This is a genomic window from Pseudomonas sp. SMV71, assembly GCF_052042015.1.
GTDB lineage: Bacteria > Pseudomonadota > Gammaproteobacteria > Pseudomonadales > Pseudomonadaceae > Aquipseudomonas.
The window spans coordinates 230,572-245,045 of the sequence record NZ_JBKGGU010000004.1 but is presented as its reverse complement, the minus strand read 5'-3'; the positions used below and the strand labels follow the sequence as shown (position 1 = coordinate 245,045).

The following is a 14,474-nucleotide window of genomic DNA, read 5'->3' as shown; positions in this document are numbered from 1 at the left end:
TATCGGAATAGACTCACCTCCAACGTTTATTGGCCGAGGAAATCAAGATGGGTTTATTAGTCGAAGGCCGCTGGCAGGATCAGTGGTATGAAAGCAAGGACGGCCGCTTCCAGCGCGAACAGGCGCAACGCCGGCACTGGATCACTGCCGACGGCAGCGCCGGTCCCTCCGGCGAGGGCGGTTTTGCTGCCGAGGCCGGGCGTTACCATTTGTACGTGTCCCTGGCCTGCCCTTGGGCCCACCGTACCCTGATCTTTCGCAAGCTCAAAGGCCTGGAAGCGCTGATCGACGTCTCGGTGGTCAGCTACCTGATGCTGGAAAACGGCTGGACCTTCGACAAAACCCATGGCTCCACCGGCGACAGACTGGACGACCTGGATTTCCTGCACCAGCGCTACACCGCCGACACCGCCGACTACACCGGCCGCGTCACCGTACCGGCGCTGTGGGACAAACATCAGCGACGCATCGTCAACAATGAATCGGCGGAGATCATCCGCATGTTCAATGGCGCATTCGACGGCCTGACTGAAAATCATCTGGACCTGTACCCGGCGCACCTGCGCAGCGAGATCGACGCGCTCAACGAGCGGATCTACCCGGCGGTGAACAACGGCGTGTACCGCGCCGGGTTCGCCACCACCCAAGCCGCCTACGAAGAAGCCTTCGACGGCCTGTTCGCCGAGCTGGACCGGCTGGAGGCCCTGTTGGCCAGCCGCCGCTACCTGGCCGGTGAATACCTGACCGAGGCGGACATCCGCCTGTTCACCACGCTCATTCGCTTCGACGCAGTGTATTTCGGCCATTTCAAATGCAACCTGCGGCGCATCGCCGACTATCCGAACCTGTCGAACTGGCTGAGGGAGTTGTACCAGTGGCCGGGCATCGCCGAGACCGTGGACTTCGTTCACATCCAGGGTCATTACTACGGCAGCCACAAGACCATCAACCCCAATGGGATCGTACCGAAGGGGCCGAAGCAGGACTTCACCGGGGCCCATGATCGGGCGCGGTTGAGTGGGAAAGGGATTTGGCGGGGGACTGGGGATTGATCCGGGAGATCCGTTGTCACTGAGGGCCTCTTCGCGAGCAAGCCCGCTCCCACACTGGACCGTGTATGGCCACCGATTCATGGTGAACAACGGTCCAATGTGGGAGCGGGCTTGCTCGCGAAGGGCGCGACGCAGTCTTCAGACCTGCCCCTGAGCCCCTTCGAACCACGCCAGCTTCTCGCGCAGTTGCACCACTTCCCCCACGATCACCAGCGTCGGTGCATGCACCTCATGCTCCGCCACCAGCCGTGGCAAGTCCGCCAGGGTGCCGGTGAACACCCGCTGGTTGACCGTCGTGCCCTGTTGGATCAAGGCTGCCGGCGTATCCGCAGCGCGGCCGTGCCTGATCAGCTCGCTGCAGATCATCGGCAAGCCCACCAACCCCATGTAGAACACCAGCGTCTGGGCCGGGGAAACCAGGTCTGCCCACGGCAAGTCGCTGCTGCCATCCTTGAGGTGGCCCGTGATGAAACGCACCGACTGGGCGTAGTCGCGGTGGGTCAACGGAATGCCCGCGTACGCCGCGCAACCACTGGCCGCGGTGATACCCGGCACGACCTGGAACGGGATGCCGTGGGCGGCCAGCTCTTCGATCTCTTCGCCGCCACGACCGAAAATGAACGGATCGCCGCCCTTCAACCGCACCACGCGCTTGCCCTGTCGGGCCAGGTCCACCAGTTGCTGGTTGATCTGGTCCTGGGGCACGGCGTGTTCGGAGCGACGCTTGCCCACATAGACCCGCTCGGCATCACGTCGACACAGCTCGAGGATCGCGGGCGCCACCAGGCGGTCGTAGAGCACCACGTCCGCCTGTTGCATCAGCCGCAGGGCGCGGAAGGTCAGCAGGTCCGGATCACCGGGTCCTGCCCCCACCAGGTAGACTTCGCCCGGCGCATGCGGCGCCTGGCCGGCGATCTTCTCGCGCAGCAGACGCTCGGCCTCGGCGCCCTGCCCGGCCAACTGTCGGTCGGCAATCGGCCCTTGGAACACGTCTTCCCAGAACGCCCGGCGCTGCTGCACATCGGGAAACAGGCTTTTGACCTGACTGCGAAAACGCGCCGCCAACCCGGCCAGTTGGCCATAAGTCGAAGGAATCCAGGTTTCCAGCTTGGCCCGGATCAACCGCGCCAGCACCGGCGCATCGCCGCCGCTGGACACGGCGATCACCAACGGCGAGCGATCGACAATCGCCGGGAAAATCACACTGCACAGCGATGGCGCGTCCACCACGTTGACCGGTACGCAACGCTTGTGGGCATCGGCTGAAACCCGGGCATTGAGGGGCTCGTCGTCGGTGGCGGCAATGATCAGGCCGCAGCCGTCCAGGTCCGCTTCACGGTAACCGCGCAGCAGGCACTCGCCGCCGCTGCCACTGACCAGTTCCCGCAGTTGCGGCTCGATATCGGGTGCGACCACCCGCAGCAACGCGCCAGCGTCGGCCAGCAGGCGGGACTTGCGCAAGGCAATTTCCCCGCCGCCAACCACCAGCACGCGGCTGCCCCGCAGGTTGTGGAACAGTGGCAAGTAGTCCATTCAGCCGATGACCTCGATGCCGCCCATGTAGGGTTTCAACACCTGCGGCACGCGGATCGAGCCGTCGGCCTGCTGGTAGTTCTCCAGCACGGCCACCAGGGTACGGCCCACCGCCAGGCCGGAGCCATTGAGGGTGTGGACCAGCTCCGGCTTACCGGTCTCCGGGTTGCGGAAACGCGCCTGCATGCGACGCGCCTGGAAGTCGCCGCAGTTGGAGCACGAGGAAATCTCGCGGTACTTGTCCTGGCTCGGAATCCAGACTTCCAAGTCATAGGTCTTGACCGCGCTGAAGCCCATGTCGCCGGTGCACAGCGCCAGGGTGCGATACGGCAGTTCCAGCAGTTGCAAGACCTTCTCCGCGTTGGCCGTCAGGCTTTCCAACGCTTCCATGGATTTGGAAGGCTCGACGATCTGCACCATCTCGACCTTGTCGAACTGGTGCTGACGGATCATGCCACGGGTGTCGCGGCCCGACGCCCCGGCTTCGCTGCGGAAGCACGGCGTGTGGGCGACGAATTTGATCGGCAGTTGCTTGGCGTCGACGATCTCGCCGGCCACGATGTTGGTCAGCGAGACTTCGGCGGTCGGGATCAGATAGAGGTCGGCTTCACCGTCGCGGCCGATCTTGAACAGGTCTTCCTCGAACTTCGGTAACTGGCCGGTGCCTTGCAACGCCGGGGCCTGGACCAGGTACGGGGTGTAGGCTTCCTCGTAGCCGTGCTCGGTGACGTGCAGGTTGATCATGAACTGCGCCAGGGCGCGGTGCAGGCGGGCAATCGGCCCACGCAGCAGGGCGAAACGGGCACCCGACAGCTTGGCGGCGGTTTCGAAGTCCAGCCAGCCGAACTTCTCGCCCAGGGCAACGTGGTCCTGCACCGGGAAATCAAAGGCTTTCGGCGTGCCCCAACGGCGCACCTCGACGTTGCCATCTTCGTCCTCGCCGATCGGCACCGACTCGTGAGGCAGGTTCGGGATACCCAGCAGGATTGAATCCAGCTCGGTCTGGATCCGGTCCAGTTCGATCTTGCCGTTATTGAGCTCGGTCCCCATGTTCTCGACATTCGCCATCAAGGGCGCAATGTCTTCGCCGCGCTGCTTGGCCTGGCCAATGCTCTTGGAGATCGCGTTACGCTCGGCTTGCAGCTTTTCAGTCTGGGTCTGGACGGTCTTGCGCTGTTCTTCCAGCGCTTCGATGCGCGCGACGTCCAGGGCAAAGCCACGGGATGCCAGGCGGTCCGCTACGTCCTGAAGGTTGCTACGTAACAGTTTGGAATCGAGCATGTCGGTCTCTCGTTATCAAAGTTTGGTCAGGGACAGGCCGACCCAGGTGGCGAGCAGCCCGCCGAATACGCTGATCGCCGCATAGCCCAGGGCCAGCGGCACCTGCCCGCTTTCCAGCAGGCGCACCGTATCCAGTGAAAAGGATGAAAAAGTCGTCAGGCCGCCGAGAAAGCCGACCATCAGCCCCGCGCGCACCTCGATGGGTACTTCGGGGCGAATCAAAAACAGACCGTATAGAACGCCGATCAGCAGACAGCCCACGATATTAACGGCCAGCGTCGCGGTATAGAAGTACCGCGGCCAATTTGCATTGATCCAGTTGCCGGTGGCGAAACGCAACAGCGTGCCGACCATCCCGCCGGCGGACACAGCAAGAATCAAGGGGATCAAGATTTTCTCCGCTGACGAGGGCTCAGGCGATCCATTTGCGCCAGGTGATTGAGTTTTTCGCCGATCTTCAGCTCGAGGCCCCGGGGCACCGGCTGGTAGAAGCGCTGGGGTTCGAGTTCTTCGGGGAAGTAGTCTTCGCCGGCGGCATAGGCATCCGGCTCATCGTGGGCATAGCGGTATTCTTCGCCGTAGCCCAGTTGCTTCATGAGCTTGGTCGGCGCGTTGCGCAGGTGCAACGGTACTTCGAGGGAGCCGTGCTCGGTGGCGCTGCGCATCGCGGCCTTGAAGCCCATGTACACCGCGTTACTCTTCGGCGCACAGGCCAGGTACGTGATGGCCTGGGCGACAGCGAGTTCGCCTTCGGGGCTGCCGAGGCGCTCCTGCACGTCCCAGGCCGACAGACACAAGCCCAGGGCCCGGGGATCGGCGTTGCCGATGTCCTCGCTGGCCATGCGCACCACCCGCCGCGCCAGATACAACGGATCGCAACCGCCGTCGATCATTCGTGCAAACCAGTACAGGGCCGCGTCGGGGTTGGAGCCGCGAATGGATTTGTGCAGCGCCGAGATCTGGTCATAGAACGCCTCGCCACCCTTGTCGAAACGACGACGGGTGTCGCCCAGCAGGCTTTGCAGCAGCTCGACATCGATCTCGCTGTTGTCCTCGGCCAGGTCCGAGGCGTTTTCCAGCAGGTTGAGCAGACGCCGGCCATCGCCATCGGCGGCAGAAAACAACATCTGAAAACCTTCGTCGCTGAGGCTCAATTGACGCTTGCCCAGGCCGCGCTCCTCGGTCAGCGCCCGGTGCACCAGCTTGCGCATCGCAGTCTCATCGAGGCTCTTGAGTACATAGACCCGCGCCCGGGACAGCAAGGCGTTGTTAAGCTCGAAGGACGGGTTCTCGGTGGTCGCCCCGATGAAAATCAGCGTGCCGTCTTCGACGTACGGCAGGAAGGCGTCCTGTTGAGACTTGTTGAAGCGGTGCACTTCGTCGACGAACAGGATCGTGCGCTTGCCGTACTGGCCGGCCTGCTGCTTGGCGACTTCCACCGCCTGGCGGATTTCCTTGACCCCCGCCAGTACCGCCGAAACCGTTTCGAAGTGCGCATCCGAGACTTCCGCCAGCAGCCGCGCCAGGGTGGTCTTGCCCACGCCCGGAGGCCCCCAGAAAATCATCGAATGCAACGCGCCCTGCTCCAGGGCCTCGCGCAAAGGCTTGCCGCGAGCGAGCACATGCTCCTGACCGACATACTCATCCAGGTTGGTCGCTCGCAGACGGGCGGCCAATGGCTGGGCAATCGGGGCGCTTCGAAACAAGTCCATCACTGCTTATGCAACCTCCGCTGGACACTCTTGAACAGCACAATCCCGTGTGGGAGCGAGCCTGCTCGCGATGGCATTACCACATTCAACATCAATGCCGACTGACCCGACGCTATCGCGAGCAGGCTCGCTCCCACAGGTCCAGTGTTCCAATCAGCTATTGTTTATTCCTGGATGACATCGGCACCCTTGGGGATGTCGAACTTGAATTTGGAAGCAGGAACAGCCTCGTTGGCCTTGACCCCGGTAAACAGGATATTGGTGCGCTGACCAACGCTGTCGATCAGTTGCATGTCATTGACCAGGCCGTTGCGGAACGACAGGCGCAGGCTGTCGAACAGGCTGTCCTTGGTCTTGGGCTTGAGGGTGAAGTCGATCACCCCGCCCGCTTCCTTGGCGCTGATGTCGAAACTCTCGCTGATCTTGGAAATGTCACCGGACAGCAACAACGCCGGGGTCTGGGTCAGGCGCTGGTCGAGTTTCTTGATGGTGACCTGCTCCAGGTCCGGGTCCCACAGGGAGACTTTCTGGCCGTCGGATACCATCAGTTGCTCGGCCGGTGCGTCGGTGTGCCAGTAGAACAGGCCCGGACGCTGCAAGGCCATCTCGCCGGCGGTTTCCTGCAATTGGGTGCCGCTGCCGTCCAGAGTCAATTGGGAAAAGCGTGCGGTCAGGGTCCTGGAGCCATCCAGTAGCTGGGTCAGGCGAGCCACGTCCTTTTCATTGGCTTGGGCCGACAAAGTGGTCAGGGCCAGTACGGGCAACAGCAACATGCGAATCAGGCGCATGGGAGTCCTCATGAAGTCGTGGGGGTTCGAGCGGCGCATCGGCAGGCCGCCCGGCTTGTTAGTCGCGCATCGGGCCCGGCGCCAGTACTTCGCGCGAACCGTTGGTATTCATGGCCGTCACGACCCCGGCCATTTCCATGGCTTCGATCATGCGTGCGGCGCGGTTGTAGCCGATCTTGAGCTTGCGCTGGACGGCGGAAATCGAGGCCCGACGGCTTTCCAGGACAAACTGCACCGCTTCGTCGTAGAGCGCATCGGTTTCGGCGTCCTCTTCGCCCCCACCGCTGCTGCCCTCGAAACCGCTGCCGGTCTCTTCGACACCGTTGAGGATGTCGTCGTTGTATTCCGGGGCGCCACGCAGTTTCCAGGCTTCCACTACGCGATGCACTTCATCGTCGGAGACGAACGCGCCGTGGACCCGGATCGGCAGGCTGGTGCCCGGCGGCATGTAGAGCATGTCACCGTGACCGAGCAATTGCTCGGCGCCACCCTGGTCGATGATGGTCCGCGAGTCGATCTTGCTCGACACCTGGAACGCCATCCGGGTCGGAATGTTGGCCTTGATCAGGCCGGTGATCACATCCACCGACGGCCGCTGGGTCGCCAGGATCAAGTGGATACCCGCCGCACGGGCCTTCTGGGCGATACGGGCGATCAGCTCTTCAACCTTCTTGCCGACGATCATCATCATGTCGGCGAATTCGTCCACCACCACCACGATGGTCGGCAGCTTGTGCAGCAGTGGCGCTTCGTCGTGGATGTTTTCGCGGTGGTAGAGCGGGTCGCTCAACGGCGTGCCGGCCTCTTCGGCCTCCTTGACCTTGGCGTTGAAACCCGAGAGGTTGCGCACGCCCATCTTCGCCATCAGCTTGTAGCGGCGTTCCATCTCGGCGACGCTCCAGCGCAGGGCGTTGGCAGCGTCCTTCATGTCGGTGACCACCGGACACAGCAGGTGCGGAATGCCCTCGTAGATCGACAGTTCGAGCATCTTCGGGTCGATCATGATCAGCTTGGCGTCATCCGGCCCGGACTTGAACAGGATCGACAGGATCATCGCGTTCACCCCCACCGACTTACCGGAGCCGGTGGTACCGGCGACCAGCAGGTGAGGCATCTTCGCCAGATCGGTGATGACCGGCTTACCACCGATGTCATGACCCAGGGCCAGGGTGACCGGCGATTTGTGGTTGTCGTACTCGGGCGTCGACAACACTTCGGAGAAGCGCACGATCTGCCGGTCTTCGTTAGGGATCTCGATACCCACGGTGGTCTTGCCGGGGATCACTTCCACCACGCGCACGCTGGTCACGGCCAGGGACCGCGCCAGGTCCTTCGCGAGGTTGGCGATGCGGCTGACCTTCACGCCGGCGGCCGGTTGGATTTCGTAACGGGTGATGACCGGGCCCGGATGGATCGAATCCACCGAGACCTCGACCCCGAACTCCTTGAGCTTGATTTCCAGCAGGTGACCGACGGCCGCCAGGGACTCGGGGGAGTAATTGAGCTGTTTCTTCTCGGCCGGGTCCAGGATCGAGATCGGCGGCAAGGTGCCTTCCACGGCGCTGTCGACGAACAACGGCACCTGCTTTTCTTTCTGCACGCGCTTGCTCGGCTCCGGCGCCTTGGCCGGTGCCATGGTGATCACCGGCGGCACCTGCTTCTCGCGCTCGGACATGTGCTTGCTCAACGCCTGCTCACGCTCGATCAGGCGTTCCTTGACCTTGGCCTGCTCGCGCTTGTCCGGCACCGTCGGCGCGACCACCTCGTGGACACGATCATCGACCTCACGCAGTTGCGCCACCAGTTGCTTGCGCTCGATACGCGCCGCCCACCAACGGTTCACGGCGCCCTGGATCAGCTCGAACAGATCGAGGGTGATCTTGCCGGTCACGTCCATGACCTTGAACCATGACAGGTCGGTGAACACCGTCAGGCCGAACAGGAACAGGGCGATGAACAGCAGCGTGCTGCCTTGGATATTCAAGGCGTTGCGGGCCAGGTCGCCGAGGCTCTCCCCCAGCGCACCGCCCGCCCCGGCCGGCAAGCCAGTAGGTGCATGAAAATGGATATGGGCCAGCGCGGCCCCCGACAACACCAGGAACACCAGGCCAATCAAGCGCCAGGAGAACAGCCAGCCACTCCACTGCCACGGCTCGTGACGCTGACGGAAGATCTGGTAGGCCTTGATCGCCAGCAACAGCGGGAAGATATAGGCGAAGTAACCCAGCACCATGAACAGGATGTCGGCGCTGTAGGAACCGGCCGGACCGCCGAAATTCTGCACGTCGTCGATCTTGCTGTTATGGCTCCAGCCCGGATCGTCCTTGCCGTAGGTCAGCAAGGCCATCATCAGGAACAGGCACAAGGCGCCGATGGCGATCAACGCACCTTCCTTGAGTCGGTAGTGCAATTGCTGGCGCCAGAGCGGAACGACTGGTTTGGGTGCTGCGGTGGATTTCTTCAAAACGCTTCTTTTCCTGCGCCAAAGGCGCGTCCATCTGTTGAATGACATAAAAAACTGCCCGTCACGAGCAGGTAAAAAAAGTGAATGTGCACAACCGGTACTACTTTTACCACTGTGCGGTGCATCCAGAAAACCACAGGTGTTGCCGAAGATTTGGATCTTTGGCCGATCCTGCGTTCAAAACTCCTGCATTGTACGGATTTGTCCGCTTCCCGGCATTGCCCGCGCGACGGCTTACAGCATAGCCAGGAATAGGATGCACAAGCGCCAATTGGAGCATGCATTGTCTTTTGTGACAAAGGCTTATGAGGTGTTTTTATGAGCGAAGTGAAGCATTCACGCCTGATCATTCTCGGTTCCGGTCCCGCGGGATACAGCGCGGCGGTCTATGCTGCCCGCGCCAACCTCAAGCCCGTTGTCATCACTGGCCTGCAGGCCGGTGGCCAGCTCACCACCACGGTGGAGGTCGACAACTGGCCCGGCGATGTCGAAGGCCTGACCGGCCCGGTCTTGATGGAGCGCATGCAGCGGCACGCCGAGCGCTTCGACACGCAGATTGTCTACGACCATATCCACACCGCCAAGTTGCAGCAACGGCCCTTCGAGTTGATCGGCGACAGCGGCACTTATACCTGTGATGCGCTGATCATCGCCACCGGCGCTTCAGCGCAGTACCTGGGGCTGCCATCGGAAGAAAGCTTCGCCGGCAAAGGCGTTTCCGCCTGCGCGACCTGCGATGGCTTTTTCTATCGCAATCAGGTGGTGGCGGTCGTTGGCGGCGGCAATACGGCGGTCGAGGAAGCCTTGTATCTGTCGAACATCGCCAGCGAGGTCCACCTGATCCACCGTCGCGACAAGCTGCGCTCAGAGAAGATATTGCAGGACAAACTCTTCGAAAAAGCCGCCAACGGCAATATAAAGCTGCACTGGAACCAGAACCTGGACGAGGTACTGGGCGATGCCAGTGGTGTGACCGGCGCCCGCCTGCGTCACAGCGAGACCGGCGAAACCAGCACCTTGTCCCTGGCGGGCGTGTTTATCGCCATCGGACATAAACCCAATACCGAGCTGTTTCAAGGCCAGTTGAACATGCGTGACGGCTACCTGCTCGTGCGCGGCGGCAGCGAGGGCAATGCCACCGCAACCGATATCGAAGGCGTGTTCGCCGCCGGCGATGTCGCCGACCATGTCTATCGCCAGGCGATTACCTCCGCCGGGGCCGGTTGCATGGCGGCCCTCGATGCGGAAAAGTATCTCGATGACATTCCCGCCGTTTGACGGTTAATCTTTAGGTGGGCGGCCGGCTTTGCGGCAGCCCCGCCCTCCCCTTCTGCAAGTCCGGATGACAATGCTGACCTGGTTACAACGCCACTCCCTCGATTTCCCGCCACTGGAGAAAGCCATGCGCGACCCCAACGGGTTGCTGGCCGCCGGTGGCGATCTGTCCGCCGACCGGTTGATCCAGGCTTATCGCCATGGCTGCTTCCCCTGGTTCTCCGAAGGCCAGCCAATCCTGTGGTGGTCGCCGGATCCGCGCACCGTACTGTTTCCCGACGAACTGCATGTTTCCCGCAGCCTGGGCAAGCTGTTGCGCAAACAGCGCTACCAGGTGACGTTCGACCGGGACTTTGCGGCAGTCATCCAGGCCTGCGCCGCGCCTCGGGCCTACGCCGACGGCACCTGGATCACCGAAGCCATGCAAACCGCTTATCTGGAATTGCATCGGCGCGGCTTCGCCCATTCGGTGGAAGTCTGGGACCAAGGTGTATTGGTGGGCGGCCTGTATGGCCTGGCGATGGGGCAGCTGTTTTTTGGCGAGTCCATGTTTAGCCGGGCCGACAATGCTTCGAAATTCGGCTTCGCCACCCTGGTCCAACATCTCAAGACGGCCGGTTTCGTGCTGATCGATTGCCAGATGCCTACCGAACACTTGCACAGCCTGGGCGCCCGTTCGATTCCGCGGACCGCGTTCGCCGGTTACCTCGAGGCGCATCTGGACCAGCCCAACCACGCAACCTGGGTTTGCTGAGCGACATTGGCGCTGGTGGCTTACACTTAACCGAAAGCTTATCCCGAGGGTTGATCATGACCGAGTTGGCGCGTTTGAAGTTTTATGCCACTCAACCCCACTCTTGCAGTTACCTGCCCGAAGAGCAGGCCACGACGCTGTTCCTCGACCCTAGCCAGCCCATGGATGTGCATGTCTACGCAGACCTGTCAGAGATGGGCTTCCGCCGCAGTGGAGACCACCTCTACCGGCCCCATTGCCAGAACTGCAACGCGTGCGTCCCGGCGCGTATCCCTGTGGCTCGATTTACCCCCAATCGCCAGCAGAAGCGCATCTTCAAGCGCAACGCCGACCTCCAGATCCGGCCCGCCAAGCCGCAGTTCAGCGAGGAATACTTCGACCTGTACCAGCGCTATATCGAGCAACGTCACGCCGACGGTGACATGTACCCGCCCAGTCGCGATCAGTTTTCTACGTTCCTGGTGCGCGACCTGCCGTTTTCCCGTTTCTATGAGTTCCGTCTCGGCGGACGGCTGGTGGCCATTGCCGTTACGGACCTGCTCCCCAACGGACTTTCAGCGGTGTACACGTTCTATGAGCCCGAGGAAGAACGGCGCAGCCTCGGACGCTATGCCATCCTGTGGCAGATCAACGAATGCCGGCGCCTGGGACTTGAAGCCGTATACCTGGGCTACTGGATCAAGAATTGCAAAAAAATGAACTACAAGACGCAATATCGGCCCATCGAACTGTTGATTAATCAGCGGTGGGTTGTCCTGAACTAGAACCCCTTGGCTTGACCCCCCTTTTTCGGGCACAATGCACGCCGCTTTTGCCTGGCGCAGTTGCACCGGGCCATTCACTGGACACCGAGGGCTTTACTGCATGTCGAAAGAAGACAGCTTCGAAATGGAAGGCACTGTCGTCGACACCCTGCCCAACACCATGTTTCGTGTGGAGTTGGAAAATGGGCACGTCGTAACCGCGCATATCTCCGGCAAGATGCGCAAGAACTACATTCGTATTCTTACCGGTGACAAAGTGCGCGTCGAGCTGACGCCCTATGACTTGAGCAAAGGGCGCATCACTTACCGCGCTCGCTAACAGGTCAAGACAAAACGCCCGGTTGATACCGGGCGTTTTTGTTTGCCTGGGATTTGATCCCACAGGGTCTTTTGGCCATGCAAAATCCCTGTGGGATCGAGCCGGCTCGCGATAGCGGTGGACCAGCTTGCCGTGATTGAATGTACCGACGCTATCGCGAGCAGGCTCGCTCCCACAGGGCTCGTCGTCGTTTTTCCTGGACCAGCAAAAAGGCGCCTTTCGGCGCCTTTTGCTTTATTACCCTGAGCGATCAGGCCATCTCGGCCGTGGTTTCGAAGTCGAAGGTCAGTTCGCCGTCCTTGATGTCGATGTGAACCACACCGCCATGTTCGGCCAGTTCGCCAAAGAGGATTTCCTCGGCCAGCGGACGCTTGATCTTGTCCTGAATCAGGCGAGCCATCGGCCGTGCCCCCATCGTCACATCGTAACCACCCTCGGCCAGCCAGCTGCGAGCCGCATCGGTGACTTCCAGCAACACACGCTTGTCTTCGAGCTGCGCCTGGAGTTCGGTAAGGAACTTGTCCACCACGCTTTTGATGACCTCATGACTGAGACGACCAAACTGGATAATGGTGTCCAGACGGTTACGGAATTCAGGCGTGAAGCTCTTCTTGATCACTTCCATCGCGTCGGACGAATGGTCCTGATGGGTGAAGCCGATCGAAGCGCGAGCAGCGGTTTCGGCACCGGCGTTGGTGGTCATGATGAGAATCACATTGCGGAAGTCCGCCTTGCGCCCGTTGTTATCGGTCAGCGTACCGTGGTCCATGACCTGCAGCAGCAGGTTGAAGACTTCCGGATGCGCCTTCTCGATTTCATCGAGCAGCAACACACAGTGAGGTTGCTTGGTAATGGCCTCGGTCAACAGACCGCCCTGGTCGAAACCAACGTAGCCCGGAGGCGCACCGATCAGGCGCGACACGGTGTGACGCTCCATATACTCGGACATGTCGAAACGAACCAGCTCGATCCCCATCGCCTTGGCCAGTTGCCGGGCCGCCTCGGTCTTGCCGACACCGGTAGGGCCTGCGAACAGGAAGGAACCCACCGGCTTGTCCGGCGACTTCAGGCCCGCGCGGGACAGTTTGATAGCGGTCGACAGCGAATCGATGGCTGCATCCTGGCCAAACACCGTCAGCTTCAGGTCGCGCTCCAGGTTACGCAGCAGCTCCTTGTCGGAACTGGTGACATGCTTGGGCGGAATACGGGCGATTTTCGCCACGATGTCCTCGACCTGAGGCACATCGATGCGCTTGACCCGATTTTCCAGCGGTTGCAGACGCTGATAGGCGCCCGCCTCATCAATGACGTCGATGGCTTTGTCCGGCATGTGCCGGTCATTGATGTAGCGCGAGGCCAGTTCAGCCGCGGCGCGCAGGGCTTCATCGCTGTATTCGATGTTGTGGTGCAGCTCGAAACGCCCCTTCAGGCCGCGCAGGATGCCGATGGTGTCCTCCACCGAAGGCTCCGACACGTCGACTTTCTGGAAGCGCCGGGCCAGTGCACGGTCTTTCTCGAAGATCCCGCGGAACTCCTGGAACGTGGTCGAACCGATGCAGCGGATATCACCCGACGAAAGCAGCGGCTTGAGCAGGTTCGAGGCATCCATGACCCCGCCCGACGCAGCCCCGGCACCGATGATGGTGTGGATTTCGTCGATGAACAGGATCGCCTGGGGACGCTTCTTCAGCTCGCCGAGCAACGCCTTGAAGCGCTTCTCGAAGTCACCGCGGTACTTGGTGCCGGCCAGCAAGGCACCCAGATCCAGGGAATACACCACGCTGTTGGCCAGCAGGTCCGGTACCTGGTTGTCGACGATGCGCTTGGCCAGGCCTTCGGCGATTGCGGTCTTGCCCACGCCTGCCTCGCCCACCAGCAACGGGTTGTTCTTGCGGCGCCGGGCCAGGATCTGCGCGACGCGCTCGACTTCCGCCTCGCGTCCGACGAGCGGATCGATGCGGCCCTGGCGCGCCAATTCATTCAGGTTGCTGGCATAGGCATCCAGTGGATTGCCTGAAGAAGAAGACTCACCGCCCTCGTCGTCCTGCATCTCCTGCTCACCCTCGGAATGATCGCCATGCCCCGGCACCTTGGAGATACCATGGGCGATGTAGTTGACCACATCGATACGTGCAACACTCTGCTGCTTGAGCAGGAAAACCGCCTGGCTTTCCTGCTCACTGAAGATGGCGACCAACACATTGGCGCCGGTCACTTCGCGCTTGCCCGAGCTCTGTACATGAAAGACAGCACGCTGCAGGACACGCTGGAAGCCCAGGGTTGGCTGGGTTTCCCGATCCTCGTCATGCACGGGGATCAATGGCGTGGTGGAGTCGATGAACTCCTGCAGGTCGTGCTTGAGTTTATCGAGGTTCGCGCCACAGGCACGCAAAACGGTGGCGGCAGCCTCGTTATCCAATAGGGCCAGCAGCAGGTGTTCGACGGTCATGAACTCATGACGCTTCGAACGAGCCTCCTTGAAGGCAAGATTGAGGGTGACTTCGAGCTCGCGGTTTAACATAGCTTCACCTC

General features: G+C 61.5%; 12 protein-coding genes. 5 read left to right on the top strand and 7 right to left on the bottom strand.

Features of this window, described 5'->3' with window-relative positions:
• The first annotated feature begins 47 nt into the window (after window positions 1-47).
• The gene (locus tag ACLEJQ_RS05705) at window positions 48-1,052 is read left to right on the top strand and encodes a glutathione S-transferase family protein (protein ID WP_440792958.1); all 1,005 of its coding nucleotides are present in this window, start codon (window positions 48-50) and stop codon (window positions 1,050-1,052) included.
• A 138-nt stretch (window positions 1,053-1,190) separates the two neighbouring features.
• Here ACLEJQ_RS05705 and cysG read toward each other — a convergent pair whose 3' ends face one another.
• From cysG to ftsK, 6 genes are all read right to left on the bottom strand, one after another.
• A complete protein-coding gene (cysG, locus tag ACLEJQ_RS05700) occupies window positions 1,191-2,585 on the bottom strand; it encodes a siroheme synthase CysG (RefSeq protein ID WP_440792956.1) in 1,395 nt (464 codons plus the stop codon).
• Window positions 2,586-3,866 (bottom strand): serine--tRNA ligase, encoded by a 1,281-nt coding sequence (gene serS / locus ACLEJQ_RS05695; protein ID WP_440792954.1) that lies wholly within the window; start codon window positions 3,864-3,866, stop codon window positions 2,586-2,588.
• A gap of 15 nt (window positions 3,867-3,881) precedes the next feature.
• Window positions 3,882-4,256: a fluoride efflux transporter CrcB gene (gene crcB, locus ACLEJQ_RS05690; protein WP_440792953.1), complete on the bottom strand. Its 375-nt coding sequence runs from the start codon at window positions 4,254-4,256 to the stop codon at window positions 3,882-3,884.
• A complete protein-coding gene (locus ACLEJQ_RS05685) occupies window positions 4,253-5,578 on the bottom strand; it encodes a replication-associated recombination protein A (protein WP_440792951.1) in 1,326 nt (441 codons plus the stop codon). The genes crcB and ACLEJQ_RS05685 overlap by 4 nt, the downstream gene beginning before the upstream one ends.
• Window positions 5,579-5,742: 164 nt before the next feature.
• On the bottom strand, window positions 5,743-6,366 hold the full coding sequence (gene lolA / locus ACLEJQ_RS05680; RefSeq protein ID WP_440792949.1) for an outer membrane lipoprotein chaperone LolA: 624 nt from the start codon (window positions 6,364-6,366) through the stop codon (window positions 5,743-5,745).
• Window positions 6,367-6,424: 58 nt separating this feature from the next.
• Entirely contained in the window at window positions 6,425-8,878 is a 2,454-nt protein-coding gene (gene ftsK, locus ACLEJQ_RS05675; RefSeq protein WP_440792948.1) for a DNA translocase FtsK, read from the bottom strand.
• Between the two features lie 270 nt (window positions 8,879-9,148).
• Here ftsK and trxB point away from each other — a divergent pair, with 270 nt between their 5' ends.
• From trxB to infA, 4 genes are all read left to right on the top strand, one after another.
• Window positions 9,149-10,108, top strand: a complete 960-nt coding sequence (trxB, locus tag ACLEJQ_RS05670) for a thioredoxin-disulfide reductase (RefSeq protein ID WP_440792946.1) — start codon at window positions 9,149-9,151, stop codon at window positions 10,106-10,108.
• Between the two features lie 70 nt (window positions 10,109-10,178).
• Window positions 10,179-10,859, top strand: coding sequence for a leucyl/phenylalanyl-tRNA--protein transferase (aat, locus tag ACLEJQ_RS05665; protein ID WP_440792944.1), 681 nt, complete (start codon window positions 10,179-10,181; stop codon window positions 10,857-10,859).
• Window positions 10,860-10,915: 56 nt separating this feature from the next.
• Window positions 10,916-11,623 (top strand): arginyltransferase, encoded by a 708-nt coding sequence (locus ACLEJQ_RS05660; protein WP_440792942.1) that lies wholly within the window; start codon window positions 10,916-10,918, stop codon window positions 11,621-11,623.
• A 100-nt stretch (window positions 11,624-11,723) separates the two neighbouring features.
• The gene (infA, locus tag ACLEJQ_RS05655; protein WP_002553999.1) at window positions 11,724-11,942 is read left to right on the top strand and encodes a translation initiation factor IF-1; all 219 of its coding nucleotides are present in this window, start codon (window positions 11,724-11,726) and stop codon (window positions 11,940-11,942) included.
• 250 nt (window positions 11,943-12,192) lie between these two features.
• Here infA and clpA read toward each other — a convergent pair whose 3' ends face one another.
• On the bottom strand, window positions 12,193-14,463 hold the full coding sequence (gene clpA, locus ACLEJQ_RS05650) for an ATP-dependent Clp protease ATP-binding subunit ClpA (RefSeq protein ID WP_440792940.1): 2,271 nt from the start codon (window positions 14,461-14,463) through the stop codon (window positions 12,193-12,195).
• Window positions 14,464-14,474: the final 11 nt, after the last annotated feature.

What these genes read in the sequence shown, in the direction of transcription:
- ACLEJQ_RS05660 (WP_440792942.1), top strand. Translation starts at nt 10,916, where the DNA reads ATGACCGAGTTGGCGCGTTTGAAGTTTTATGCCACTCAACCCCACTCT.
- lolA (WP_440792949.1), bottom strand. Translation starts at nt 6,366, where the DNA reads ATGCGCCTGATTCGCATGTTGCTGTTGCCCGTACTGGCCCTGACCACT.
- trxB (WP_440792946.1), top strand. Translation starts at nt 9,149, where the DNA reads ATGAGCGAAGTGAAGCATTCACGCCTGATCATTCTCGGTTCCGGTCCC.
- ACLEJQ_RS05705 (WP_440792958.1), top strand. Translation starts at nt 48, where the DNA reads ATGGGTTTATTAGTCGAAGGCCGCTGGCAGGATCAGTGGTATGAAAGC.
- clpA (WP_440792940.1), bottom strand. Translation starts at nt 14,463, where the DNA reads ATGTTAAACCGCGAGCTCGAAGTCACCCTCAATCTTGCCTTCAAGGAG.
- serS (WP_440792954.1), bottom strand. Translation starts at nt 3,866, where the DNA reads ATGCTCGATTCCAAACTGTTACGTAGCAACCTTCAGGACGTAGCGGAC.
- infA (WP_002553999.1), top strand. Translation starts at nt 11,724, where the DNA reads ATGTCGAAAGAAGACAGCTTCGAAATGGAAGGCACTGTCGTCGACACC.
- cysG (WP_440792956.1), bottom strand. Translation starts at nt 2,585, where the DNA reads ATGGACTACTTGCCACTGTTCCACAACCTGCGGGGCAGCCGCGTGCTG.
- aat (WP_440792944.1), top strand. Translation starts at nt 10,179, where the DNA reads ATGCTGACCTGGTTACAACGCCACTCCCTCGATTTCCCGCCACTGGAG.
- ACLEJQ_RS05685 (WP_440792951.1), bottom strand. Translation starts at nt 5,578, where the DNA reads ATGGACTTGTTTCGAAGCGCCCCGATTGCCCAGCCATTGGCCGCCCGT.
- ftsK (WP_440792948.1), bottom strand. Translation starts at nt 8,878, where the DNA reads ATGTCATTCAACAGATGGACGCGCCTTTGGCGCAGGAAAAGAAGCGTT.